This is a genomic window from Ruegeria sp. YKSD163, assembly GCF_059612905.1.
Genome location: NZ_JBXWRM010000002.1, coordinates 390,816 through 416,139, shown reverse-complemented (window position 1 = coordinate 416,139; position 25,324 = coordinate 390,816). Strand labels below are relative to the sequence as shown.

Genomic DNA, 25,324 nt, shown 5'->3' with positions numbered 1-25,324 from the left:
TGGGAGCCGGACGAGGCATTGCTTGCCCGTCTGCGCCGACGGGGGTACTCACTCCACCTGCCGCCATGGAGGGAATCGATGTCCGCGACCATCCGGATCGCCATTACCAGCATTTTCGTCGGTGCTCTTGTTCTGGGCATCAAGACGCTGGCCTGGTGGCTGACGGGGTCTGTCGCCCTGCTTGCGGATGCGCTGGAGAGTACCGTCAATGTCGCAACGGCCATCGCGGCGCTCATTGCCATCCGTATCGCAGCACGACCGGCGGACGCTTCTCATCCCTACGGGCACCACAAGGCCGAGTTCTTCAGCGCCGTGCTGGAGGGGGTGATGATCATCGTCGCCGCGCTGCTCATCCTGCGCGAGGCCTATGCGGGGTTTCTGGCCCCCCGGGCGATGGATCTGCCGATCGAGGGGCTGCTGGTCAACGGCGCCGCAACGGTGATCAATTCGGTCTGGGCCTTGGTTCTGGTGCGGCGTGGTCGCGCCGCCCGCTCTCCGGCGCTGGTGGCGGATGGCAAGCATCTCTTTGCCGATGTGATCACCTCGGCAGGGGTGGCGCTGGGGATATTGATGGCCATCGTCACCGGCTGGTGGCTGCTTGATCCGCTGATGGCGGCGCTGGTCGCGGTCAACATCCTCTGGTCCGGCTTTCACCTCGTGCGCCAGTCGCTCAGCGGGTTGATGGACGAAGCGGTGTCAGAGGATACGCTGGCCAGGGTGCGCGACATCATTTCCAGAGAGGCAGGCGGCGCGGTCGAGGCGCATGATCTCAGGACCCGGCACGCGGGGCAGGCCACCTTTATCGACTTTCACCTGGTGGTCCCGGGCGAGACTACGGTGTTCGATGCGCATGAGATTTGCGACCGCGTCGAAGCGGCGCTGAAAGAGGCCGTGGAGGGCGCCAAGATCACCATCCATGTCGAACCCGAGCACAAGCAGAAACACTCTGGCATCGTCGTACTCGACTGAACCCGATAGGGCGCCACGCCTCAGGTGCGATAGGTTGTCCGTATCCTCCGGTTCTCGGGGTCGTTCGACGCAGTCTCGACAAGCCACTCGCTGAACTTGCGCGCATCAGGATGGTCGCGGCCTGTCTCGGGTGAGATCAGATAGAACGCCTCTTGCAGGGGGGCCTCGATCTCGAAGGGGGTGACCAGGCGCCCGCGTTCGATCTCGACGCCCAGCATCGAGGATCGCGCCAGCGCCACCCCGCCCCCGCGCGCCGCGAATTCAAAGGCCAGCAGCGAGGTATCGAATTGCAGACCCTGACCGGAGTTCACCCCGGTCGTCTGGGCATAACGTAGCCAGTCGGCCCAACCTTCCTCGTAACCCAGAACATGCAACAGGCGTTGATGGACAAGGTCTTCTGGCTGCCGAAGCGCCCGTTCCCCGTCCAGCAACGCGGGGGCGCATACCGGTTTGATCACCTCCCATGTCAGCCGCTCGGCCGTGTAGCCCGGCCATCTGCCGGTGCCGTACTGAATGTCGAGGTCGAACCGCTCGTTGTCGAACTGGTCGCCCCAGACGCTGGACACCAGCCGCACCTCGGTCTCCGGGTGACGGTCGAAGAAGCCCTGAAGCCGGGGCGCGATCCAGTTGACCGAATAGCCCACCGGGGCACGGACGGTCAGAACCTCGGACCGCCTGAGGCCGAACACCTCTTCGGTGCCCGCCGCCAGACGTTCGAACCCGTCGCGGACCTTCGGCAGATAGGCGGCGCCGACCTTGGTCAACACCAGGCTCCGGGGTTTGCGCTCGAACAGGGGTTCACGCAGGTAATGCTCCAGCAGCTTGACCTGTTTGCTGATCGCGGCCTGGGTCAGGTTCAGTTCCTGCGCGGCGTGGGTGAAACTCAGATGCCGAGCGGATGCTTCGAAGGCACGCAACCATGTCAGATGGGGAAGTCGTCGGGTGCTCATGGCCAACTCATGCATAACTCTTTTGTGGTTATAGGGGGATTATCCGTCGCTTGAAAGCCGGGAATGATCTGCCGCAGAGTAGCCGCGAAGGATCGAGGAGGGCTGGTCTTGCAGCAGGAACATATCGACGGTGTCGACCCCAACCGCCTGAGTCGCATTTCGCGCTGGATGGAGGGGCACGTGCGCAACAGGCGCCTGAGCGGTCTGGCGGTGCAGATCGCGCGGCGGGGGCAGGTCGTCTTTTCAGAGCAGGCCGGCCATGCCGACGCGGCGATCGGGCGGGCGGTGGCGCCGGATACGATCTGGCGCATCTATTCGATGACCAAGCCGGTGACCTCGCTTGCCCTGTTGATGCTGTACGAGGAAGGGGCGTTCCAGCTTGATCAGCCAGTCGCCGATTTCCTGCCCGCCTTTGCCGATCCGCTGGTCTGGAAGGGGGAGGGGCATGCCCTGAACGAGACCGAACCCGCGCGGCGACAGATCACCATCCACGACCTGCTGACGCATCAGGCCGGGATCGTCTATGGCGACCCGCAGGGAAACGCGTTGGAGCAGGCCTTGTCGGCGGCGGGCCTCGATTTCGACCGTCGATTTGCCACCATGGCCGAGGCGGTCGAGGCGCTGGCGGCTTTCCCGCTGGCCTTTCACCCCGGTGCGCGGTGGTTCTATGGGTTGTCGACCGATGTTCTGGGGCACCTGATCGAGGTCATCAGCGGCCAGACGTTGGGCGGTTTTCTCAGGTCGCGGATCTTCGATCCACTTGGCATGACCGATACCGGCTTTTCGGTTCCCGAGGACAAGGCAGGACGATTGGCGACGCTGTATGATCACGCCGACGGGGGATTTGTACCGTCGGCCAGTCAGGATCGCTGCCGCGCGCCGGTCACGCTGGAAAGCGGCGGCGGCGGGCTGGTTTCGACCATGGCCGATTACCAGCGCTTCGCGACCATGCTTTTGCGGCGCGGCGCATATGAGGGCGGACACCTGCTTGGGCGCAAGACCTTTGACCTGATGGTGTCGAACCAGATGGGCGGCGATCTGGCCAGTCGGGGGCAGGCGCATTTCAGCGAAACGAGCTTCGAAGGGATCGGCTTTGGCCTGGGCGTGTCGGTGATGCTGGACCCGGTCCGCGCCAGGATCGTCGGCTCACCCGGCGAATTCGCGTGGGGCGGCATGGCGTCGACCGCGTTCTGGGTGGATCCGGTCGAAGAGATGACCGTGATCCTGATGACGCAGCTGATCCCCTCCAGCGCACATGCGCTGCGCCGCCAACTCAGGGTGCTGAGCTATCAGGCGTTGATCTGAACCGCATCGCGTACGGGCTCAGGCGGTTGCCAGCGCGATAACGCCGACAAGAACAAGGCTCGCCGCCCAGACCCGGTCAAGATTGAACCAGCTTTTCGACAGAAAGCTCAGGCCAAGCCAGCGATAGACAGCCCATGCGGCCGCACCACCCGCGGCGATCATCGCGGCCGTATGGGCAAGGGCAACCGTGAACGCGATGCCTACGCCGCGCGACATCAGCGATCCGGCGGCGGCGTGGCCGGTATCCAGTTCGTCGGCCCGGCAAAGGCCCAGGTAGATCGGGACCAGCATCAGCGCGGCGCCATGGGCGAGCGCGACCAGAAAGGACCACAAGGCCAATCGGCCCGGCCGGACCCGTGCAAGAAACCGGGGGTGACGCTGGCTTACGAAAATCCAGACCCCCAGCGCAATTACCACAAGTCCGGCGCCCAGCCGGATTTCGCGCTGCCAGTCGATCAGCAAGGTCAGCACGGCGAACGGCATCAGGATGGCCAGCATGGCCGCAAGATGCCCCAGCGCTATCGCCACAAGGGCACGCCCCAGCGCGCCGCTGCGGCCTTCCATCAGCGCGGCGGAGACCGCCAGCGGCCAGCCCATGCCCGGGTTGAGCCCGTGATAGAGCCCGCTCCCCACCACGGCGAGCCAGAGACCCGCCGCAGTGTCGGTTATCGCTCCCAAGGATCAGGCCGAGGGATAGCAGAAGCTGTCGGTCGAGCAGTCGCCCCCCTCAAGCCGGATCTGGTGGCTGCGATACCCTTCCGGGAACTCGACGAAGAAATCCTTGTCGAGCGTCAGACCGCCGTTTTCGCCGACATCCGCCTTGACCATCGCGCCGCCGCGTTCGCCGGGATAGAACTGATCGTCCCAGGTGGAATACAGCGAATTGGTCCAATAAACCCGCTTGCCGTCGCGGCTGATCTCGACCATCTGAGGCCCATAGCCAAAGGTTTTGCCACTGGGATGGGCGGTCTTCTTGACGATGCCCCCGATTTCGACCTTGCCGGCCAATGTCGGGTTCATCGGGTCCGACACATCGTATTGATGCATCTCGCCGGTGCCCCAGCAGGCGACGTAGAGGTATTTGTCGTCCAGCGACAGGTCGATATCGGTGACCAGCGGAGGTACCGCCGAGAAGCCCTTTAGCAGGTCGGGCAGGTCGTCGGGATCCGCTGGTTGCGGCGGAATGGTGATTGTCTTCTTGGCGTGCCATTCGCCACCTTCGCGCCACCAGGTCCAGATCGAGCCTTCGAGGTTGGTGGTGTCCACAACGACGCCACAGAACCCGTATTCCTTGACCGGATCGTGGGCAGGGCGGATTTCCAGCGCCATCTGGTGATTTTCGCCCAGGTCGATGGTCTGGACATTCTTGCGCTCGCGCAGGTTCCAGAAATGAATTCTATGGCCATACTTGTTGGACAGCAGATCCTCGGCGACGATACCGTTTTCGAATTGCGGCGGCAGGCCCCATTCGGAACTGACCATGTAGTCGCGCGGCAGGTTCCACCAGAAGTCGTATTGCTTGTCCTGCGGGCCGCGGTCGATCTCGTAGCGGCCGATCACGTCGAAGGTTTCGCAATCCATGATGAAGATGCCCGGCGGACCGTCGGTGCCGTCCGGCCCGCCGCCGCCCAACGTCGAGACATAGATACCCTCGGGGCCGCAATGGATCGTGTGCGGGCGGGAATAGCCGGTCTTGGCAAAGACCTCTTCGGGTTCGATGATCTTGTGGATCTTGGCGTCCAGGGGATCTTTCACATCGACCACATAGATGCGGGACGAGCGGATTCCGGGAATGATCAGGTAGCGTCGTTCCAGGAAGGCATGGCCTGTCAGGGGGGAAAGCGCCGAGGAACAGGCGTTCCAGCCGAAATGGTGAAACTCGTCGCCCTTGTTGGGCATGATCAACTGGTGAACGATCTGTCCGAATTTCTCCGAGCTCGGATCAACGTCGACGACAGCCAAGCCGTCGGGCTTCGATGCATCGGGGCTGAGCATCAAGGTGAAGGCCAGTTTCTCGACCGGCCCCTCCATGGCCAGCTTGGCCGAAGGGTAAAATGTCGGATCGGGTCTCAAGGTCATGGTATTTCCTCCCTTTTTATCAAAATATCAATAAGTTGCCGTAAGTTCCTTGTTTCTATTTCCGGGCTTCCCGCAGCTGTCCTTCGGGGTTCGCTGCCGCCCATCCCGCCGACCGTAACACGAAAATCACTGTGGGTCAGCCGTTCGCTGTTGGAAGGGTCGCATCGTCCAGATGGCAGGCGATGGACAGTCCGCCCGGTAACGTCCGCAGTGGCGGTGCGACGCGGTCGCAGGTGCCGCTGATGGTATGGGTGCATCGGTTGGCAAAGGGACAGCCCTTGGTCCCGATGACGACGCTGCCGGCGCTGGCGGCCTTGGCTTCGCCGGTATCGGCCACCCCTTCCAGCCAGCCTTGCCGCATCTCGGGCACCGAGGAAAGCAGCAGCTTGGTATAGGGATGGAACGGTGGGCCGAAGACGGCCTTGGATGGTCCTTTCTCGATTACACGACCAGCATAGAGCACGACCACCTCGTCGGCGAAAGAGGCGACCGTGGACAGGTCGTGGCTGATGAACATATAGGCGACGCCCAGTTTGTCCTTGAGCGATTTCAGAAGTTCGATCACCCCCGCCGCGACGACGGTATCCAGCGCCGAGGTGACCTCGTCACACAGGATCACCTTGGGGTCGGCAGCCAGCGCGCGGGCGAGGTTGATCCGTTGTTTCTGGCCCCCTGACAGTTCACCGGGAAAGCGCGAGGCAAAGCTCCGCGGCAGGTCGACGAGTTCCAGCAAGTCACCCACCTTGTCCGCCCGCGCGCGTCCCTTGAGCCCCTGATAGAACTCCAGCGGGCGGCCCAGGATATCTCCGATCCGCTGGCGCGGGTTCAGTGCCGTGTCGGCCATCTGAAAGACGATCTGGCAATCCCTGAGCGTTTCGCGGGGTCGGTCTTTCACGCTGGGAGCAGCGATCTTCCCATTAAGCTTGATCTCGCCCTCTCGCAGCGGCGTAAGGCCTGCGACGACACGCGCCAACGTGCTTTTCCCGCAGCCGCTTTCACCGATCACCCCCACGACCGATGCCGCAGGGACATCAACTGATACATCCGACAGGATGGTCAGCGCCCCGTAGCCCGCCGTGATGTTTCGCGCGGAGATGACGGGCGCTTGCGCCGCGCTGGCGTCAACGTGGTCGACCAGATGCGGCGCGGGCCGGACGGCATCCATCAGCGTGCGGGTATATTCGTGCTGCGGGTCATGCAGGATCTGCGCGGTTGGTCCTTCCTCGACCATTTCACCGTTCTTCAGCACAAGAATTCGATCCGCCACCTGCGCCACGACCGCCAGGTCGTGAGTGACATAGATTGCTGCCGTTCCCTGATCGCGGATGATGTCCTTGAAGGCTTTCAGAACCTCGATCTGGGTGGTTACGTCCAGCGCGGTGGTGGGTTCGTCCAGGATCAGCAAATCCGGCCCGCAGGACATGGCCATCGCCGCCATCAGGCGTTGCAATTGCCCGCCCGAAACCTGGTGGGGGAACTTGTCGCCGACGGTTTCGGGGTTCGGCAGATCCAGCTTGCGGTATAGATCGACGGCGGTGGCGGTCAGGGTCGCGGCATCGCCCGCGCCATGCCAGAGCGGCGCCTCGATCACCTGCTTGCCGATCCGCAGTGCCGGATTGAAGCTGGCCGCCGCCGATTGCGCCACATACGAGACTTCGTCACCGCGCAGCGAGTGACGGTCATGCGGAGACAGTTTCATGATGTCCCGCCCATTGAGCCAGATCTCACCGCCCGAGATGCGGCAGCCGGGACGTGCAAAGCCCATAGAGGCCAGCGAGATCGTTGATTTTCCCGACCCGCTTTCTCCGATCAAGGCCAACACCTCGCCCTTGGCTACGTTGAGTGACACGCCCTTCACGATGGGGACATAGCTTCCCCCGGGCGGGCGACCTTCCACGCGCAGATTCTTGATAGTCAGGATGTCGCTCATTGGTCGATCTTCTCCAGAACGGTTTCACCCTGCTGGCGCTGCTGGAACCAGTCGACAAGCAGGTTCATGGCGACGGTCAGCGAGGCGATGCAGGCGGCCGGGATCAGCGCGGCGGAGGAGCCGAGGAACAGCCCGCCCACGTTTTCCTGCACCATCAGGCCCCAGTCCGCGGCGGGTTCCTGCACGCCCAGACCAAGGAAGGAGAGGCCAGACAGGAACAGGATGGAAAAGGTGAAGCGCAGGCCGAATTCCGCGATCAGAGGCGCCATCGAGTTTGGCAGGATCTCGCGGGTCAGGATCCACCAGGTGCCTTCGCCGCGGGCACGGGCGGCCTCGACAAAATCCATCACCCCGATGTCATAGCCCAATGCGCGCGACACCCGGAATACGCTGGTGGACAGGACCAGACCGACGGTCAGCACCAGAACCGTGATCGAGGTGCCGAATGCGCCGATCACCACCAGCGCCAGCAGGGTCGAGGGGAAGGCCATGAAGGCCTCGACGATGCGGCTGACCACGATGTCGAACCAGCCCTTGAGGATGGCAGCGGCAAAGCCCAGCGTGACGCCAAATGTAAAGGAAATGACCGTCGTGATCAGCGCAAGCAGAAGCGTCGTGCGCACCCCGTAGATCAGACGCGAGAAGACGTCACGCCCCAGTTTGTCTGTCCCCAAGAGTCCGCCTTCGCCAATTGGTGCAAAGGTCGTTCCCGAGATGATCTCGGCCTCGCCATGAGGGGCGATCCAGGGACCAAAGAGGGCCAGCACTAGCCAGAACAGCAAGACAGAGGCCGCGATGGTGGCGGTCCAGGTCAGGCGCAGACCGGCAAAGACCGAAGCACGCGGCTTGGCGAATTCGGTTGCGTCGCTCATTTCGGATACCTCAGGCGCGGATTGGCCATGATGGACAGGACATCGGCCAGCAGGTTCAACAGGATATAGACGGCGCCGAAGATCATGGCGCAGGCCTGGATCAGCGGGATGTCCCGCAGGGTGACACCATCGACCAGCAGACGGGTCAGGCCCGGGACGCCAAACACGGTTTCGACGATGATCACGCCTGAGACCATGTAGCTCAGGTTCAGGGCGATCACGGTCAGGATCGGGGACAGCGCATTTGGCAGGGCGTGCAGCACCACAAGGCGGCGTTTCGGCAGGCCCTTGAGCGCGGCCATCTCCATATAGGGAGATGTGAAGATGTTGATCACCGAGGAGCGTGTCATCCGCATCATATGTGCCAGCACCGCAAAGCTGAGTGTGGCGACGGGCAGGGCAAGCGCGCGGAAATTCTGCCAAAAGTCGAAATAGGGCCGTGTGTTGGCCGAGGCGGAAAGCCATTTCAGCTCGACCGCAAAGATCTTCATCAGGATCAGGCCTATAAAGAATTCGGGCACCGCGATCAGAGCGAGCGTGGTCATCGCCAGTGTCTTGTCGACCCGCCCGCCGGCGCGCATCGCCGACCACAGACCCAGCGCCAGCGACAACGGCACAGAGATGGCCGCCGCCAACAGCGCCAGCCGCAGCGTGTTCCACATTCGGCTTTCGATCATGTCGGCCACCGGCCGCTTCGTCGCCAGCGAGGTGCCCAGGTCCCCCTGGACCATGCCGCCCAGCCAGTCGAAATAGCGCACGATCGCGGGGCGGTTGAGGCCCATCTCCTCACGCAAGGTCGCGAGCGCCTCTTCGGTTCGGCTTTGGCCCAGAATGGCTTCGGCCACGTCACCGGGAAGAATCTCGGTGGCGCCGAAAATTATGATGGATGCCAAGAGCAAGGTGAGCACACCCTGCGCCAGACGGGTCAGAATGATCCGGTGCACCTTGTTCCTCCCTTCAAGGCTGCCGGTATATTCGGCCCAAGCCCGGGTTCGGACAAACAACCATAGCAACCCGAATGGGGTCGTTTTCGTTATGGCAACGGCATGCGTTTTCGACCTTCTGGGGCAATGACCGGTTTTTTGTTGTTTGTCGGGGCGGTTTGCGAGGCAGCAAAACGGAGTGGACCTGCAAAGGACCAAGACCATGCCTGCCAAACTCTTGCTCATCGTTCTGGGCGGTGTTCCTTCCAGGGACTTCCGTCGGTTGTTCGGCAATCTCGAAGGACTTGTCGCTTCGGGGGGGGGCCGCATAAGTCGCATGCATTCGGTGCTGCCATCGACGTCGTCGGCTTGCTATGCCTCGATGCACACCGGCTTGCCGCCGTATCGGCATTGTGTTGTCGGCAACAAGCATAGGCGGCGACTGGAGGTGCCGGGCGTGTTCTCGGAACTGGCGGGCGCAGGGAGAAAAACTGGCGCCGTGGCGCTGAGCTGGTGGAGCGAGTTGTTCGACCGGATGCCCTTTGACCCTGTGCGTGACATCGAGAGCGACAGCGCATTTGGCCCGATACATCACGGTCGGTTTCACACGATGGCGGATGTGACCGATGCAAACCAGATGAGCCCTTCGGATGCCGATCTCTTTGTCGCCCTGACCTATCTTTGCGAGGCGAATGGCCTGGATTACGGATTGCTGCATACGTCGACGCTCGACAGCATGGGACATCGCTTTGGCCACGGACGAAAGGAAATGAGCGATGCCTGTTATTATCTGGATGCGGCCCTGGCGCCCTATGTGACCCGCTGGCGCGAGCTGGGGTATGACGTCATTGTCACCGCCGATCACGGGCAGGACGATCTTGGCCATCACGGTGGCGCCGGAGAAGATCAGCAGGATGTGGCCTCGTACTATTTCGGCACCAGCGCTCTGCCATCCGAAGATGTCCTGTTGGACCAGCTGGCGCTTGCTCCTTCGATCCTGACGAGGATGGGGGTCTCTGTTCCCGAAGGTATGACGGGCGCTTCGTTCCTGTCTCGCTGAAGGAGCGGATGCAATGCATAACCACAGTTATGGCAAAGTCATGAAATCGGTTGTTTGTGCCACGCACGCGCGCCCCGCACTCTTTGCGGCATAGCGGGGACTGCCCGTCATCGGTCATCTGGGAGGTAATGACATGTCCGACATCGACAGCCTGGTACGGCAATACAAGGCCGGCGCGCTCAGCCGCCGCGGCTTTTTCAAACGCGCAGGCGCCTTTGGCCTGCTGATGCCTGCGGCAAGCAGTATCCTCACTATGGCTGGCCCGGCACATGCCGAAGAACCCAAGCGCGGCGGCTGGCTGCGGATCGCGCAGGGCAACACCGACAATACGCTGGAACCAGTGCGTATGGTCGACACCGATGACGGCATTTACTCGAACTGCGTGTATCAGCGCCTCACCCGGTTCGCTCCGACACTGGAGGTCGAGGGCGACGCGGCCGAGGAGTGGAGCGTGAATGCACAGGCGACCGAGTGGAGTTTCAAGCTGCGCGGCGGCCTGACCTTCCACAACGGCCAGTCGGTGACAGCGGCTGATGTGGTCGAAAGCCTGTCGCGGCATATCGCCGAAGGTTCGGAATCTCCCGCCAAGGCACTGCTTTCCACCGTTACGGCAATCGAGGCGCCGGATGCCTCGACCGTCAAGATCACCCTGTCCTCGGGCAATGCCGACCTGCCGGTAATCATGTCGGACTATCACCTTGCCATTCATCCGGCGGGGCACACCGATTTTGCCAATGCGATCGGGTCCGGTCCGTTCAAGGTGATGGAGTTCATTCCGGGTGAGCGTGTCGTTCTTGAGCGCTTTGACAACTACCACGAAGAGGGCAAGCCCTATCTCGACGGGATCGACTTCATCCCGGTTCCGGACGCTAATGCGACGCTCAGCACATTGCTGGCCGGTGACGTGGACGCCATCCGCGATGTGCCCGCCTTTGCGGTGGAACAACTGAGCGGCAATGATGCGATCACACTTTACAACACGCCCACGGGTGGCTTCACCAACATCGTCATGATGGTTGACCGGGCGCCGACGGACAACGCGGATTTCCGCAAGGGGATCAAGCATGCGCTGGATCGCGAACTGATCCTGAACCAGGTGTTCAAGGGCATCGGCACGATTTCGGCCGACACGCCGATCGGACCAACCTACAAGTACTGGTGCAAGGATGTGATGCCCGCCGAATACGACCTGGACAAGGCCAAGTTCTATTTCGACAAGGCCGGGGTCAACGCTGTCGAACTCTACACCTCGGAGACCGCCGGCAGCACGGCCAACGACATCGCGCTGACCTTCCAGCAATCCGCGAAGGGCGCTGCCGATATCAAGGTCATCAAGACCCCTTCGGACGGGTATTGGTCGAACATCTGGATGCAGAAGCCGATGACCATGTCGGGCTGGCAGGCGCGACCCACCGTGGACGCCTTTCTGACCATTGCGCACATGAAAGGTGGCAGCTGGAACGAAACCATGTGGGGTTCGGATGCGTTCGATGCCATGATCCTTGCCGCGCGTGCCGAACTGGACGAAGGCAAACGCGCCCAGATGTATTGCGACATGCTGCACATGATGAATGATGACGGCGGGTTCGTGAACCCTGTCTTCCAGAACCAGCTTGAGGCGACCGCGAAGAACGTCATGGGCTATACGCCGCATTCGGTCGGTGCGATGGGTGGATTTGGTCAGACCTTGCGCAACGTCTGGCTCGCCTGATCCGGATCACTCACCGTCAGTGACACCAGCAGACTGACCCCTGGCCGCCGGTCGACCCGGACTGGCGGCCGTTTTCTTGCGTCCACCCGAACAACCGGTGCAATCATGTTCTCCATCTCGCCCTCGACCCGCCTGCGGACGTCGCCCTTTTACGAGGCCACGCTGGCCGACGGTGTCTGCGCCATGACGACCTATAACCAGATGCTGATGCCGACCTCTTACGGTCATCCCGAAGAGGAGTACTGGCGCATCATCAACGGCGTTTCAATGTGGGATGTGGCGGTGGAACGCCAGGTCCAGCTGAAAGGGCCGGATGCAGGGCGGCTGGCGCAGATACTGGCGCCCAGGGATCTGACGAAATGCAAGGTTGGGCAGGGCAAATATGTTCCGCTCTGCAATCACCATGGGGTGCTGATCAACGACCCGATCCTGTTGAAGCTGGACGAGGAACGCTATTGGCTCTCAATCGCGGACAGCAACATCTGGTTCTGGGCCGAGGCGATTGCGCGCGAGCGCGGTCTGAATGTCGAGGTGAGCGAGCCGGACGTGTCGCCGCTTGCGGTGCAGGGACCCAAGGCGGAAACCGTGGTCGCCTCGATCTTTGGCGATTGGGTGCGGGACCTGAAGTATTTCTGGTTCCGCGAGACCGAGATAGAAGGCATTCCGGTCGCGGTGGCCCGGTCCGGCTGGTCGAAACAGGGCGGTTTCGAGATTTATCTGATGGATGGCTCCAAGGGCACCGCGCTCTGGAACATCGTCAAGGAAGCGGGTCAACCGTATGGCATCGGGCCGGGGAACCCGAACTGGTGCGAACGGGTCGAAAGCGGTCTGGTGTCCTATGGCGGCGATTCAGACGGGCAGACCAACCCGTTCGAAGTGCGGATGGGCAAATATGTCGATCTGCATGTACCCGACGACACCATCGGGATCACTGCGCTGCGGCGCATCGCGGCCGAGGGGCCGAAACGGCATCAACTGGGTGTGATTCTGGACGATCCCGAACCGGTTAAGGCCGAATTCACCTGGAACGACATCGAGAGGAACGGGCAGAAGATCGGCGATCTGACCACCTGCGTCTGGTCCTACCGGATGAAGAAGAACATCGGTTTCGCCCTTGTTTCGGTCATGGCAAATCCCGGTGACCGTGTGCTGGTGCGACGTGGGTCCGGTGCGGTCGAAGGGACCCTTTGCGAGCTGCCTTTCCTCTGACGGCGGCAGCAAGAGCAGCAGGGAACCGCCGCAGCGAACAGCGCAAGCGGGGCGGCTCTCGGGCACTCAGACGGAGATCCCGGCCAAGACCGCCTCTCGCGACAGCTCTGCCTTGCTGCCGCGGGTGATGACTTCTCCGCGCCGCAGCACCAATATCCGGTCGGCAAGCTCGTAGGCGAAATCGAAATACTGCTCGACCAGCACGATCGCCATGTCGCCCGAGGCCCTGAGATGCCGGATGACCTCTCCGATCTGCTGGATGATGTTGGGCTGGATGCCTTCGGTGGGCTCGTCCAGAAGCAGCAGGCGCGGCTTGGTGATCAACGCGCGGGCAATGGCCAGTTGCTGCTGCTGGCCGCCCGACAGATCGCCGCCGCGCCGGTTCTGCATCTGCTTGAGCACCGGGAACAGGTCAAACACCTCCTCGGGGATGACATGCGCATCCTTGGGCAGACAGGCAAAGCCGGTTTCCAGGTTTTCACGGACGGTCAGCAGCGGAAAGATCTCGCGCCCCTGCGGCACATAGGCGACGCCTTTCCAGGCCATCCCATGCGCGGGCAGGGTGCCGACTTGCTCGCCATCCAGTTCCAGCGTACCGCCCGAGCGCGGATGCGTGCCCGAGATCGCCTTCATCAGGCTGGTCTTGCCAACGCCATTGGTGCCCATCACACAGGTCACCTCGCCTTGTCTGGCCTCCATCGAGATGCCGTTGAGGATTTGCGAATGCCCGTAATGCAGGGTCAGATCGGTCAGTTTCAGCATGGTCTAGCGTCCCAGGTAAACGTCGATGACGTCCTGATTGGAGGTCACGTGGTCGAGGCTGCCTTCGGCCAGAACCGACCCCTCGTGCAGTACGGTGACCTTGCAGTTCAGGCGCCGGACAAACTCCATGTCATGTTCGACAACCACAACGGCCCGGGTCCTGGCGGCCTGAACCAGCAGGTCGGTCGTGTGTTCGCGCTCTTGTGGGGACATCCCGGCGGCGGGTTCGTCCACCAGCAGCAGGCGCGGTTCCTGCGCCAGCAGCATGCCGATTTCCAGCCATTGCTTCTGGCCATGGCTCAATTCGCCGGACTTGCGCGTCAGTTCTTGCCGCAGGCCGATTTCGGTCGCCAGATCATCGACCTTCTGCAAATCGGTGGCGGTTGGGCGGTAGAACAATACCCCGAGCCAGCCGCGCGTGTTCTGCAGCGCCAACAGCAGGTTTTCCTGCACCGTCTGGTCTTCGAACACGGTGGGTTTCTGGAACTTCCGCCCGATCCCCACCTGCGCGATCGCGGCCTCGCTCAGGCGCAGCAGCGATACGGATTTCTCGCCCCAGATCACGCGGCCCTCGTCGGGGCGGGTCTTGCCGGTGATGATATCCATGAATGTGGTCTTTCCCGCGCCGTTCGGCCCGATCACGGCGCGCAACTCGGCGCTGCCGATGCGGAATGACAGGTTGTTGATCGCGCGAAATCCGTCGAACGAGACCGAGACGCCGCTCACTTCCAGCAGGGTACTCATTGCGTTGCCTCCTTTTCCCGCAGGGATCCGGCGTCGGGGCCCAGATTGGCGCCATGGCGATCCGGGTGCCGCCGGTTCGACCAGAGGTCGAAAAGCCCTCCGATCCCTTGCGGCGCGAACAGGGTGACCAGCACAAAGGATCCCCCGAGCAGCACCTGCCACCAGTCGACCCATTTGATCGTGTAGAAACCCAGCGGGATATCCGGAGCCTGGCCGCCGGTGAACCAGGTGCTGAGCAGGCTGACAAAGGCCGCCCCGATCACCGCCCCATAAAGACGCCCGCGCCCGCCTATGGCCACCCAGACAGCCAGATAGATCGAGGCGATGGGCGCCATCTCCTCGGGGTTGATGATGCCCGCCTGCGGATAGTAGAGCGCGCCCGCGATGGCCGCGAGACAGGCGGTCAGGGTGAAAACGGCCAGCTTGTAGACCTCGACCGAGTAGCCCAGAAAGCGAACCCGTGCCTCGTTGTCGCGGATGCCGCGGATCACCGAGCCGAATTTGCCCGACACGATCCAGGCGGCCAGCAGGTATCCCAGACCCAGCGCCAGCGCCGAGGCCCAGAGGAACCAGATCGACACGATATCCTGCGGGGCGGTGACACCCGGCAGGTTTTGTAGGCCGGACAGGCCGTTATTGCCGCGCAAACCGCTGTCGTTCTGGAACAGGTAGAGCGCCAGCGCCAGCGTCATCGCCTGGGTCAGGATGGACAGGTACACGCCGGTGACGCGGCTGCGAAAGGCCAGCCAGCCAAAGACCAGCGCCAGCAATCCGGGCACCAGCACCACCAGCATCAGCTGCAGCGCCAGACTGTCGGCAAAGGCCCAGATCAAGGGAAACTCGGATGATCCGACCACACCGAAGATCTGGCTGCCGATTGCATCGACCACCTCGGACGGGGTCGGTGGGATCTCGGCTTGCGACAGCGCATCGACCACGATCAGGCGGGTGCGCTCGTACATCAGCCACATGCCGATCATGTAGCCGCCCAGCCCGAAAAAGGCGAAATGGCCCAGCGACAGGATGCCCGTAAAGCCCCAGACCAGATCCATCGCCACCGCGATCAGGCACAGGCACAGTGTCTTGCCCAGCGTCTTGACGAAACTGGTCGAGATCACGCCGATGCCAAAGCCTTCGGACAGGACGGTGATGACAAGGGTGAACAGCGACAGCAGGGCCAGAAAGACCAGCACCGACGGGTTTCTTGCAACAAAGCTGCGGTTCATGGCTCAATCCCCTGCGGCGCGGCCCTTGAGGGCGATGATGCCCCTTGGCCGGAACTGGATGAAGATGATGATGAAGACGATCATGTAGGTCTGGGCGGCCAGGGTGTTGGACGGGTTCATCCATTCGATCCCCTTTTGCAGGAAACCGATCATGCCCGCTCCGGCCAGCGCGCCCCAGATGTTGCCGACGCCGCCGACAACCACGGTCATGAAGCTTTGCACGATATAATCGCTGCCCAGATCCGAAGTGACCTTGGCAAAGAGACCGATGGCGACACCGGCGATCCCGGCAATGCCCGAGCCGAGCCCAAAGGTCAGCATGTTCACCCGACCGGGGTTGATGCCCATTGATCCTGCCATGCGCGGGTTCTGCGTCACCGCCCGCATCTCCAGACCCAGCCGGGTGCGTTTCGCGATATAGAGAAACAGCGCCAGAAAGATCAGCGCCAGCGCGAAGATGGCGATGCGGATATAGCTGATCGACACCACGTCGTTGAGCACCCATGCCCCATCCAGCCAGCCGGGCGCGGTCAGCGGCCGGGCCTGGGTGCCAAAGATGTTCTTGGCCAGCTGTTGCAGCGCGATCGAGATACCGAAGGTGGCAAGCAGGGTCTCGAGCGGGCGGGCATAGAGCCAGCGGATCACCAGCCGCTCCATCGCGACACCGGCGGCAAAGGTGACGGCAAAGGCCATCGGGATCGCGACGATGATCGAGAGCGTGTGATCCGGAATGACCTGTTGCACCACATAGCCGGTATAGGCGCCCATCATGATGAACTCGCCATGGGCCATGTTGATCACTCCCATCACGCCAAAGGTGATGGCCAGACCGATGGCCGCAAGAAAGTAGATCGACGCCAGCGAGACCGCATCCAGCGCCAGGTCGAGCGTCTGGTTCATGCCGACCTTCAGGTCGATCCTGTCCAATGCCTGTTGGGCAGCCTCGGTGACGTCCTTTGACGGTTCGACATAGGCATCAAAGAACACATGCCCGGCCACTGCGGCGGCGATATCGGCCTGGGTGACCAGCGCGGGCACCGCGCCGGCCCGGGCCAGTGCGGCATAGGCCTGAGCACGCGCGGTATCGGAATCGAGTTGCGCGACCGGCACGTCGCCGACGCGCCCGCCAACGATATGTGCCGCCAACGCGCTTCGAATGTCGTCTTGCGAAACGCGTGGCGGGGCGAGATCCCTTGCGACGAGCAGGTCATAGGCGTCGACAACGGACAGACCCTCTCGTCCCGGTTCGAGAACGGCGGCGATGTTGGCCACTTCCGGCAGCGCGGGCGCCGCATGCCGGGTCGTGTCGACCAGAGGGTTCAGAGCCGCGCGCAGGTCGAGGCCAAGCCCGTCGGACATGTCGTCGATGGCCTGAACACGGGCGCGGGGGTCGGTGTCGTAGCCGATGGTCAGCAACCGCTCCAGCCGCTGCTTGCGCGCCCTGATATCGACGTCGGGCTCTGCTGCGATCGACGCGCGCAAAGGGGGCAACAGGGCCGCTTCGGGCGCGCGCTGGATCGAATTGAGCGCCGACAGCCGCTTGGCCCGGTCGGGGTCGGACAGCTGGAACCGCACCAGCGCGGTACCGATCATCGCCCGTATGCCGCTATTGGGTTTCAGCTGCGTCAATTCGGACGAGGCAAAGCTGCCGACGGTCGCGCCGGTATCGAAATCGGTCAGGACATAAGTGCGCCCCTCACCCTTTCTGCCGGCAAAGAAGAGACCGTCGGATTTGCGCATCCACATGTCCTTGGCGGCCCATGTCTCGAGCATCCGTTGGGCCTGCGGCAACCCGCTGGCGGCAATCGCGTCAATCGCCGGTCCGATCGTCTTGCGCGAGCTTTCGGCAATCGTCGCCCGATGTTCTTGCAGGATTGTCTGCAATGCGGCCTCTTGCGCCGAGGCCGTCAGGCAGGTGCCCACGAGTGCGAGGCTCGCGAGAAAAAGTCTAAACATGTGGTGAAACCCGGATGTCCTGAGGCAAGGCGGGCAGGGCGCCCGCCTTGCAAGTGGTATCAGTAGTTCGACAGGGTCTGAACGCAGGTCTGGGTCTGGGTGTTGTACATGCCGCAGCCCAGATCCTTCCAATCCGATTTCAGGACGGCGGATTCCGGAAGAAAATCGGTCCAGGCGTCGCCCGGCACCACGTCGGTCTCGCTGATGATGTCGAACTGACCGTCCGCCTGGATTTCGCCGATCAGGACCGGCTTGGCCAGATGGTGGTTCGGCAGCATGACCGCGGTGCCGCCGGTCAGGTTCGGGAATTCCTGCCCGTACATGGCGGCCCGCACTGCGTCGACCTCGGTCGAGCCCGCTTGTGTCGCGGCGTTCACCCACATGTTGAAACCGATGTAATGCGCCTCCATCGGGTCGTTGGTGACACGATCCTCGCCCATCGTGGCCTTCCAGGTCTCGACGAATTCGGCGTTGGCCTCGGTATCGGCCGACTGGAAATAGTTCCAGGCCGCCAGATGGCCGACAAGGTTGGTGGTATCCAGACCCGAGAGTTCTTCCTCGCCCACCGAGAAGGCCACGACAGGGATGTCATCCGCCGAAACACCGGCTGCGGCCAGTTCCTTGTAGAACCCGATATTGGCATCGCCGTTGATGGTCGAGATGACGCCCACCTTCTTGCCATCCGCGCCCAGGGCGACCACATCGGCCACGATCTTGGACCAGTCGGAATGGCCGAAAGGCGTGTAATTGACAAAGATATCCTCGTCGGCGATGCCCTTCTGCTTCAGATAGCTTTCGAGGATGTTGTTGGTGGTACGCGGATAGACATAGTCGGTGCCCAGCAGCGCGAATTTCTCGACACCCAGTTCATCCAGGAAATAGTCGGTGGCCGGGATCGCCTGCTGGTTCGGAGCGGCGCCGGTATAGAACACATTCTTGGACGATTCCTCACCCTCGTACTGCACCGGGTAGAACAGCAACCCGTTCAGCTCTTCGATCACCGGCAGCACCGATTTGCGGCTGACCGAGGTCCAGTTGCCAAAGATCACGTCGACCTCGTGCACGGTCAGCAATTCGCGCGCCTTTTCGGCAAAGAGCGGCCAGTCTGAGGCCGGGTCGACCACGACCGCCTCAAGTTGCTTGCCCAGCAGCCCGCCCTTGGCGTTCTGCTGGTCGATCAGCATCAGCATGGTGTCCTTCAGCGTGGTCTCCGAGATGGCCATGGTGCCCGAGAGCGAATGCAGCACGCCCACCTTGATCGTGTCTTCGGCCGCAAGCGCGGCGGTGGCCATGGCGGCAAATACGACCGATCCGGCAAGTGTGGATTTGAAAGATGTCATATGATCCTCCTGGCGAGGACGGGAGAGAGGGCTTGCGTCACGGCGTGCTCTTCTACTACCTGATCCCCGCAACTGTTGTTGCGTTCCGTGTGGCGGTTGTGTCCGAGGTCCAATTCGCGCAGCCGTCACACACCCTTCGGAATGACTCTCCGCTGTGGGCATTCATACGGTTTCTGCATTGCAGCAATTTGCGCAACCGGCCTGTTCAGCATTTCCACATTTCGGCTGTGTCTGCCCGTTTTTTGATCTGCGGGCCGGACTGCTGCCTAAAAGATGATCAGGGGCGAGGGAATCGGGCCGGCTGGCCGCATGGTGGAATAGCGCTCTGATGCTGCAGCGGCGAAACAGGTGGTGCGAAACAACCCGTTGAAGGTGCCCCATTACTCACCTTTCCCGCATATCGCCCGACAAAGCACAGGCGACCCCGCGCGCCAAGGGCGCGATTCGACTGCGCACCAAGCCTTTGGGGGAAAGGTCCGTTCTGGACCACCTGCATCAGGCGGGGTCGTTCAAATGCCTGTTTCCCCGCCCGGCGGGCCGGGGATTGGACGTGGTCCTGCTGAACACCGCGGGTGGCATTACCGGGGGCGACAGGTTCCGGTTCACCGGCGCGGCCGCCTCTGGCACCACGCTGACCCTGACCTCGCAGGCCTGCGAACGCCTCTACAAGGCGCTACCCGATAGCTGGGGGCAGGTCTCTACCAGCCTGACCGTCGAACCCGGCGCAAGGCTGAACTGGCTGCCGCAAGAGACCATCCTGTTCAACCGCAGCGCGCTTGATCGTCGTTTGCACATCGACATGGCGCCGGATGCAACCCTGCTGATGGTCGAGCCGCTGGTCTTTGGGCGTGCGGCGATGGGAGAGACCCTGACCGATATCCGCCTGCGCGACCGGGTCGAGATCCGGCGCGGCGCGGCGCCGGTCTTTCTGGACGCGATGCGGTTCTCTGGCGATCTGCATGCCCATCTCGCCAGGCCGCATATCGCCAATGGCGCCGGGGCAATGGCGCTGGTCGTTCTTGCCGCGCCAACCGCCGAGGCGCGTTTGGCCCCGGTCCGCGCGCTGCTGCCCGACACCGCCGGTGCCAGTTTGATCACGCCGGACCTGCTGGTGATGCGGATCCTGGCCGAAAGCAGCTTCACCCTCAGGCGCGACCTGCTGCCGGTTCTGCGCCTGCTCAATGACGACACCTTACCCCGATGCTGGATGCTCTGACATGAACCTGACACCGCGTGAGAAAGACAAGCTATTGGTCGCCATGGCCGCCGAGGTTGCCCGCAGGCGGCTGGCGCGGGGCGTCAAGCTGAACCACCCCGAGGCGATTGCCCTGATCACCGAGGCGGTGGTCGAGGGCGCCCGCGACGGCCGTTCGGTCGCCGAGATGATGCAGGCCGGGGCCGAGGTCATCACCCGCGACCAGTGCATGGAGGGCATTCCCGAGATGATCCACGACGTTCAGGTCGAGGCCACGTTTCCGGATGGCACCAAGCTGGTCACTGTACACAACCCCATCCGCTGATCTGACAAGGAGTTTCCAATGACCCGCATGCTGTTTGCCGCGCTCGTGTTCGCAAGCCCCGCCATGGCCCATACCGATACCCATATACACGTCCATGAAGCCGACTATGCCGGACTGGGTGTGGGGCTGGCCCTGATCGCCCTCATCGTTATTGCCCTGTTGTCACGGTTGCCCAGATGATCCCGGGGGAGCTGTTCCCGGCAGAGGGGCTGATCCTTCTGAACGCGGGTGCCGTGGCGACCACCCTGATGGTATCGAACACCGGCGACCGCCCGGTTCAGGTCGGGTCACACTATCATTTCGCCGAAGCCAATCCCGCCTTGCAGTTCGACCGTGCCGCCGCGCGCGGCATGCGGCTGGACATCGCGCCGGGGACCGCCGTGCGCTTTGAGCCGGGGCAGAGCCGCGAGGTCTCGGTGATCCCGATTGGCGGGGCGCGCAAGGTCTACGGCTTCAATCAACAGGTCATGGGAACGCTGTGATGCCGACACAGATCAAACGCAGCGACTACGCCGCCATGTTCGGCCCGACCACGGGCGACAAGCTTCGGTTGGCCGATACCGACCTGATCATCGAGGTGGAGCGCGACCTGACTGTTTACGGTGAAGAGGTCAAGTTCGGCGGCGGCAAGGTGATCCGCGACGGCATGGGCCAGTCGCAGGCCACCCGCGCGGCGGGCGCGGTGGACACGGTGATCACCAACGCGCTGATCGTCGATCACTCGGGCATCACCAAGGCTGATATCGGCCTGAAAGACGGGCGTATCCTCAAGATCGGCAAGGCCGGTAACCCCGACACCCAGCCGGGGGTCGATATCATCATCGGACCGGGTACCGAGATCATCGCCGGCGAAGGGCGGATCCTGACCGCTGGCGGGTTCGACAGTCATATCCACTTCATCTGCCCTCAACAGATCGAGGATGCGCTGCATTCGGGCCTGACAACCATGCTGGGCGGCGGCACCGGCCCGGCCCATGGTACGCTGGCCACCACATGTACGCCGGGGCCCTGGCATATCGGGCGGATGTTGCAGGCCGCCGATGCCTTTCCGATGAACCTTGCCTTTGCGGGCAAGGGCAATGCCGCGTTGCCCGCCGCGCTGGAGGAGCAGGTGCTGGCCGGGGCCTGTGCCCTGAAATTGCACGAGGACTGGGGCACCACGCCCGCAACGATCGACTGTTGCCTGTCAGTGGCGGACGCGATGGACGTGCAGGTGATGATCCACACCGACACGCTCAACGAAAGCGGTTTCGTGGAACATACGGTCAAGGCCATGAAGGGCCGGACGATCCATGCCTTTCACACCGAGGGTGCAGGCGGCGGACATGCCCCCGACATCATTCGGATCTGCGGCGAGGACCATGTTCTGCCCTCGTCCACCAACCCGACGCGCCCCTTTACCGTGAACACGGTCGAGGAACATCTCGACATGCTGATGGTCTGTCACCACCTGGACAAGTCGATCCCCGAGGACGTGGCTTTCGCCGAAAGCCGCATCCGGCGCGAGACCATCGCGGCCGAGGACATTCTGCACGACATGGGTGCATTTTCGATCATCGCCTCCGACAGCCAGGCGATGGGCCGGGTGGGCGAGGTGCTGATCCGAACTTGGCAGACCGCCGACAAGATGAAGAAACAGCGCGGCAGGTTGGCTGAGGAAACTGGCGATAACGATAATTTCCGCGTCCGCCGCTATATCGCGAAATACACGATCAACCCGGCCATCGCCCACGGCATCGCGCATGAGATCGGCAGCATCGAGGAAGGTAAACGCGCCGATCTCGTCCTGTGGGATCCGGCTTTTTTCGGGGTGAAACCGGAAATGGTGCTGCTGGGCGGCACCATCGTCTGTGCCCAGATGGGTGATCCCAATGCGTCGATCCCAACACCGCAGCCGGTCTATTCCCGGCCGATGTGGGGCGCCTATGGCCGCTCGGTCGAGCACTCTGCCGTGATCTTCGTCTCCGATGCCGCACAGGCTGATGGGGTGCGCGCAAGGCTGGGGCTGGCGAAACAGACAGTTGCCGTGCGCAACACCCGCGCCATAGGCAAGCGCGATCTGCTGCTGAACAACGCAACCCCACGGATCGAGGTCGATCCGGAAACCTACGAGGTCCGCGCCGATGGCGTGTTGCTGACCTGCCAACCTGCAGAGGTGCTGCCGATGGCGCAGCGCTATTTCCTGTTCTGAGCCCGCAAGGAGACCCCCGATGAGCACCGCGATAAAGACCGCCCGCATCTACCGCGATCACCCTCATGCACCGGCTTGCGCCCAGGTTTCGCTGGACTATGACGGCCGCTTTCTGCGCCGCAAGATGCTGGCCACGGATGCGGGAGAGACCTTTCTGGTCGATCTGGCGCAGACCCGCTCGCTCGACCATGGTGGCGTGCTGGTGCTGGAGGATGGGCGCGAGGTCGAGATCGTCGCTGCGCCCGAAGAACTGCTCGAGGTTGGCGGCGACAACCTGTTACAACTGGCCTGGCATATCGGGAACCGGCACACGCCCTGCCAGATCGAGCCGACCCGGCTGCTGATCCAGCGCGATCATGTCTTGCGCGACATGTTGCTGAAACTGGGGGCCGAACTGCGCGAGGTTGTCGAACCCTTTACCCCGGAAGGCGGGGCCTATGGCCACGGCAGGACCCATGGTCACGCCCACTGACATCGATATCCTGACGCTGACCCAATGGTTGTCTCCGGCCTACCCGGTGGGGAGCTTTGCCTATTCCCACGGGCTGGAGGCGGCAATCGACAGGGGCACGGTCACCACCGCGCAAGACACCGGCGCCTGGATCGCGGATGTGCTGGAGTTCGGAGCTGGCTGGAATGACGCGCTGTTTCTTGTCGCGGCATACCGGGCTGGAGATGCAGGCGCGCTGGCGGGGATCGACGCCACCGCGCGGGCTTTTTGCGCCTCGTCCGAACGGCTGATGGAAACCCGTCTCCTGGGGCAGGCGTTTGGGGCCGTGACAGGTGATGTCTGGGATCTGGCACTGGATCAGCTGACCTATCCGGTCGCGGTGGGTCATGCGGCGCGCTTGCAGAACCTGCCGCTCTTGCTGTCGACGCAGATTTTTCTCCAGGCCTTCATGAGCAATCTGGTCGCCTGCGCCACCCGCCTTGTGCCCCTGGGCCAGACCGAGGCGCAGCGGTTGATCCGTGACCTGACACCGCCCTGCGCGCGGCTTGCGGAACAGTCGCTTGCGGCTGGGCTGGACGATCTGAGTTCGACCGCGTTTCTGGCCGATATCGCGTCGATGAAACACGAAACCCAGTATTCAAGGATTTTTCGAACATGAGCAGCATGAACGGCCCCCTGCGCGTCGGCATCGGCGGACCTGTCGGCGCGGGCAAGACCACCCTGACCGCCGCCTTGGCCGAGGCCCTGCGCGACGTCTGTTCCGTCGGTGTCATCACCAATGACATCTATACGCAAGAGGATGCCGAGGCCCTGATGCGGATGCAGATCCTGCCACAGGACCGGATCATCGGGGTTGAGACGGGCGGCTGCCCGCATACCGCGATCCGCGAGGATGCCTCGATCAACCTGGCCGCCGTGGCCGAGCTTTGCGCACGCCATCCCGATCTGGATATCGTCTTGATCGAAAGCGGCGGCGACAATCTGTCTGCCACCTTCAGCCCGGAACTGGCGGATGTGACCCTCTACGTGATCGACGTCGCAGCGGGCGAGGAGATACCCCGCAAGGGCGGGCCGGCGATCACGAAATCCGACATACTGATCATCAACAAGACCGATCTGGCCCCGCATGTGGGCGCGTCGCTGGAGGTGATGGAGCGGGATGCGCACAGGATGCGCAAGGACAGGCCCTTTGTATTTACCGCCCTGCGTCATCGGACCGGGGTCGATCAGGTTGTCGAACTGCTGGCGCGCATCGGAGGCCTGAACGCAGCCATGGCGCGCAGAAACAGGCCCACCGGGGCAGGCGCCGCGATGCGTGCGGGATCGTGAACGCGCCTGCGGTCAGTCTGAGCAGTACCCGGACCTGAACCTGCTCTTGTAGGGGTGACCCGTAGCCGTGCGTGCGGTGCCTCTCAGGCGGTTCGCCCGGGCATCAGTTCTCAGAGCCCGTTTACCTCTTCGCTGTAATCCTCGTCGGGCACTCCGTCACCGCGGCATCCATCCCCATTGACTCAGTTTCAGCGGGAATGGGAGGATGTCACTTGAACCGGTTTTTGGAACGGGCGCACCTGCGCGCTTTCCAAGTGACAGTAAATCAACCGCCCAAGGCTCACCACGTTTCTGCCCGAGGGCGCAGGCGAGCATATAACAGTCCTCTACGAACCACGCGAAGAAGCGAAGGACAAATTCGATAGATTCGACAAAAGGTGGTCGCCTTCGTGTCGGCAGAGCGATCAGTCCGGCGTCTTCTACGTGAGGGGAGGTGCAGGCGAAGTCAACACGTTCGCGGAGTACCATGGCACCTATATCGACGACCGAACCCCAGCACAGAACTTCGCAAGGGCGTCGCGCGGCTAAGTCGGGCCTGACAAATGGAAACTAACGCCGGATCTTGCGGGTCGGGCTACGTGAGCAACCGACTGCGCCGCGATCCCGCCAAATGCTTGGCAAAGATTAGGCAACAGGAACTTCCCGCCAGAAAATCGAGTGAAATCAAGGGAAAGTGGTGGGCGACCCTGGAATCGAACCAGGCGTGCGTCTCCGCGAGGGAGTTACAGTCCCCTGCCACACCTTGCGGCCTGTCGCCCACTGTCAGGCGTTGCGCCTGACGTGGAGGCGTGATTACT

Annotated in this window: 24 protein-coding genes and 1 tRNA gene; 13 read left to right on the top strand and 12 right to left on the bottom strand. The window is 62.6% G+C overall.

The window, feature by feature from the left end; translation table 11 throughout:
• Nucleotides 1–78: 78 nt before the first annotated feature.
• The gene (locus AC2FNA_RS04845; RefSeq protein ID WP_496824888.1) at nt 79–969 is read left to right on the top strand and encodes a cation diffusion facilitator family transporter; all 891 of its coding nucleotides are present in this window, start codon (nt 79–81) and stop codon (nt 967–969) included.
• Nucleotides 970–989: 20 nt separating this feature from the next.
• On the opposite strand, the gene gcvA is transcribed toward AC2FNA_RS04845, so the two are convergent.
• Nucleotides 990–1,919 (bottom strand): transcriptional regulator GcvA, encoded by a 930-nt coding sequence (gene gcvA / locus AC2FNA_RS04840; RefSeq protein WP_496824887.1) that lies wholly within the window; start codon nt 1,917–1,919, stop codon nt 990–992.
• 108 nt (nt 1,920–2,027) lie between these two features.
• Here gcvA and AC2FNA_RS04835 point away from each other — a divergent pair, with 108 nt between their 5' ends.
• Nucleotides 2,028–3,224 carry a serine hydrolase domain-containing protein gene (locus AC2FNA_RS04835; RefSeq protein WP_496824885.1) on the top strand — a complete coding sequence of 399 codons (1,197 nt, stop codon included), beginning with the start codon at nt 2,028–2,030 and terminating at the stop codon, nt 3,222–3,224.
• Nucleotides 3,225–3,242: 18 nt separating this feature from the next.
• Here AC2FNA_RS04835 and AC2FNA_RS04830 read toward each other — a convergent pair whose 3' ends face one another.
• The 5 genes from AC2FNA_RS04830 to AC2FNA_RS04810 form a co-directional block, all read right to left on the bottom strand.
• The gene (locus AC2FNA_RS04830) at nt 3,243–3,902 is read right to left on the bottom strand and encodes a hypothetical protein (RefSeq protein WP_496824883.1); all 660 of its coding nucleotides are present in this window, start codon (nt 3,900–3,902) and stop codon (nt 3,243–3,245) included.
• A gap of 3 nt (nt 3,903–3,905) precedes the next feature.
• The gene (locus AC2FNA_RS04825; RefSeq protein WP_496824881.1) at nt 3,906–5,303 is read right to left on the bottom strand and encodes a selenium-binding protein SBP56-related protein; all 1,398 of its coding nucleotides are present in this window, start codon (nt 5,301–5,303) and stop codon (nt 3,906–3,908) included.
• Nucleotides 5,304–5,439: 136 nt separating this feature from the next.
• Entirely contained in the window at nt 5,440–7,233 is a 1,794-nt protein-coding gene (locus AC2FNA_RS04820; protein WP_496824879.1) for an ABC transporter ATP-binding protein, read from the bottom strand.
• Complete coding sequence (locus AC2FNA_RS04815) at nt 7,230–8,105, bottom strand: ABC transporter permease (RefSeq protein ID WP_496824877.1); 876 nt, start codon at nt 8,103–8,105, stop codon at nt 7,230–7,232. Before AC2FNA_RS04815 ends, AC2FNA_RS04820 begins: the two co-directional genes overlap by 4 nt.
• Nucleotides 8,102–9,049 carry an ABC transporter permease gene (locus tag AC2FNA_RS04810; RefSeq protein ID WP_496824876.1) on the bottom strand — a complete coding sequence of 316 codons (948 nt, stop codon included), beginning with the start codon at nt 9,047–9,049 and terminating at the stop codon, nt 8,102–8,104. The genes AC2FNA_RS04815 and AC2FNA_RS04810 overlap by 4 nt, the downstream gene beginning before the upstream one ends.
• A gap of 202 nt (nt 9,050–9,251) precedes the next feature.
• Here AC2FNA_RS04810 and AC2FNA_RS04805 point away from each other — a divergent pair, with 202 nt between their 5' ends.
• The 3 genes from AC2FNA_RS04805 to AC2FNA_RS04795 all read left to right on the top strand — a co-directional run bounded on the left by AC2FNA_RS04805 (nt 9,252) and on the right by AC2FNA_RS04795 (nt 13,008).
• Nucleotides 9,252–10,088 carry an alkaline phosphatase family protein gene (locus AC2FNA_RS04805; RefSeq protein ID WP_496824874.1) on the top strand — a complete coding sequence of 279 codons (837 nt, stop codon included), beginning with the start codon at nt 9,252–9,254 and terminating at the stop codon, nt 10,086–10,088.
• 133 nt (nt 10,089–10,221) lie between these two features.
• A complete protein-coding gene (locus tag AC2FNA_RS04800) occupies nt 10,222–11,799 on the top strand; it encodes an ABC transporter substrate-binding protein (protein WP_496824872.1) in 1,578 nt (525 codons plus the stop codon).
• A 105-nt stretch (nt 11,800–11,904) separates the two neighbouring features.
• On the top strand, nt 11,905–13,008 hold the full coding sequence (locus tag AC2FNA_RS04795) for a glycine cleavage T C-terminal barrel domain-containing protein (protein WP_496824870.1): 1,104 nt from the start codon (nt 11,905–11,907) through the stop codon (nt 13,006–13,008).
• Nucleotides 13,009–13,074: 66 nt separating this feature from the next.
• On the opposite strand, the gene urtE is transcribed toward AC2FNA_RS04795, so the two are convergent.
• From urtE to urtA, 5 genes are read right to left on the bottom strand one after another with little or no spacing between them, the layout of a single operon-like run.
• Nucleotides 13,075–13,770 (bottom strand): urea ABC transporter ATP-binding subunit UrtE, encoded by a 696-nt coding sequence (gene urtE / locus AC2FNA_RS04790; protein WP_496824868.1) that lies wholly within the window; start codon nt 13,768–13,770, stop codon nt 13,075–13,077.
• A 3-nt stretch (nt 13,771–13,773) separates the two neighbouring features.
• Complete coding sequence (gene urtD, locus AC2FNA_RS04785) at nt 13,774–14,514, bottom strand: urea ABC transporter ATP-binding protein UrtD (RefSeq protein ID WP_496824866.1); 741 nt, start codon at nt 14,512–14,514, stop codon at nt 13,774–13,776.
• On the bottom strand, nt 14,511–15,740 hold the full coding sequence (urtC, locus tag AC2FNA_RS04780; RefSeq protein ID WP_496824864.1) for an urea ABC transporter permease subunit UrtC: 1,230 nt from the start codon (nt 15,738–15,740) through the stop codon (nt 14,511–14,513). The genes urtD and urtC overlap by 4 nt, the downstream gene beginning before the upstream one ends.
• 3 nt (nt 15,741–15,743) lie before the next feature.
• Complete coding sequence (gene urtB, locus AC2FNA_RS04775; RefSeq protein WP_496824862.1) at nt 15,744–17,696, bottom strand: urea ABC transporter permease subunit UrtB; 1,953 nt, start codon at nt 17,694–17,696, stop codon at nt 15,744–15,746.
• A gap of 59 nt (nt 17,697–17,755) precedes the next feature.
• On the bottom strand, nt 17,756–19,036 hold the full coding sequence (gene urtA / locus AC2FNA_RS04770; protein WP_496824861.1) for an urea ABC transporter substrate-binding protein: 1,281 nt from the start codon (nt 19,034–19,036) through the stop codon (nt 17,756–17,758).
• Between the two features lie 379 nt (nt 19,037–19,415).
• On the opposite strand from urtA, the gene AC2FNA_RS04765 reads away from it, so the two are divergent.
• From AC2FNA_RS04765 to ureG, 8 genes are read left to right on the top strand one after another with little or no spacing between them, the layout of a single operon-like run.
• Nucleotides 19,416–20,252 carry an urease accessory protein UreD gene (locus AC2FNA_RS04765; protein ID WP_496825044.1) on the top strand — a complete coding sequence of 279 codons (837 nt, stop codon included), beginning with the start codon at nt 19,416–19,418 and terminating at the stop codon, nt 20,250–20,252.
• Nucleotide 20,253: 1 nt separating this feature from the next.
• Nucleotides 20,254–20,556: an urease subunit gamma gene (locus AC2FNA_RS04760; protein WP_496824860.1), complete on the top strand. Its 303-nt coding sequence runs from the start codon at nt 20,254–20,256 to the stop codon at nt 20,554–20,556.
• Nucleotides 20,557–20,574: 18 nt separating this feature from the next.
• A complete protein-coding gene (locus AC2FNA_RS04755; RefSeq protein ID WP_496824859.1) occupies nt 20,575–20,736 on the top strand; it encodes a hypothetical protein in 162 nt (53 codons plus the stop codon).
• Nucleotides 20,733–21,038, top strand: coding sequence for an urease subunit beta (locus tag AC2FNA_RS04750; RefSeq protein WP_496824857.1), 306 nt, complete (start codon nt 20,733–20,735; stop codon nt 21,036–21,038). Before AC2FNA_RS04755 ends, AC2FNA_RS04750 begins: the two co-directional genes overlap by 4 nt.
• The gene (ureC, locus tag AC2FNA_RS04745; RefSeq protein ID WP_496824855.1) at nt 21,038–22,747 is read left to right on the top strand and encodes an urease subunit alpha; all 1,710 of its coding nucleotides are present in this window, start codon (nt 21,038–21,040) and stop codon (nt 22,745–22,747) included. The genes AC2FNA_RS04750 and ureC overlap by 1 nt, the downstream gene beginning before the upstream one ends.
• A gap of 19 nt (nt 22,748–22,766) precedes the next feature.
• Entirely contained in the window at nt 22,767–23,219 is a 453-nt protein-coding gene (gene ureE, locus AC2FNA_RS04740; RefSeq protein WP_234143322.1) for an urease accessory protein UreE, read from the top strand.
• Nucleotides 23,203–23,856 carry an urease accessory protein UreF gene (locus AC2FNA_RS04735; protein ID WP_496824853.1) on the top strand — a complete coding sequence of 218 codons (654 nt, stop codon included), beginning with the start codon at nt 23,203–23,205 and terminating at the stop codon, nt 23,854–23,856. The genes ureE and AC2FNA_RS04735 overlap by 17 nt, the downstream gene beginning before the upstream one ends.
• On the top strand, nt 23,853–24,527 hold the full coding sequence (gene ureG, locus AC2FNA_RS04730) for an urease accessory protein UreG (protein WP_496824851.1): 675 nt from the start codon (nt 23,853–23,855) through the stop codon (nt 24,525–24,527). Before AC2FNA_RS04735 ends, ureG begins: the two co-directional genes overlap by 4 nt.
• A 674-nt stretch (nt 24,528–25,201) precedes the next feature.
• Here ureG and AC2FNA_RS04725 read toward each other — a convergent pair.
• Nucleotides 25,202–25,285 (bottom strand) — tRNA-Tyr (locus tag AC2FNA_RS04725).
• Nucleotides 25,286–25,324: the final 39 nt, after the last annotated feature.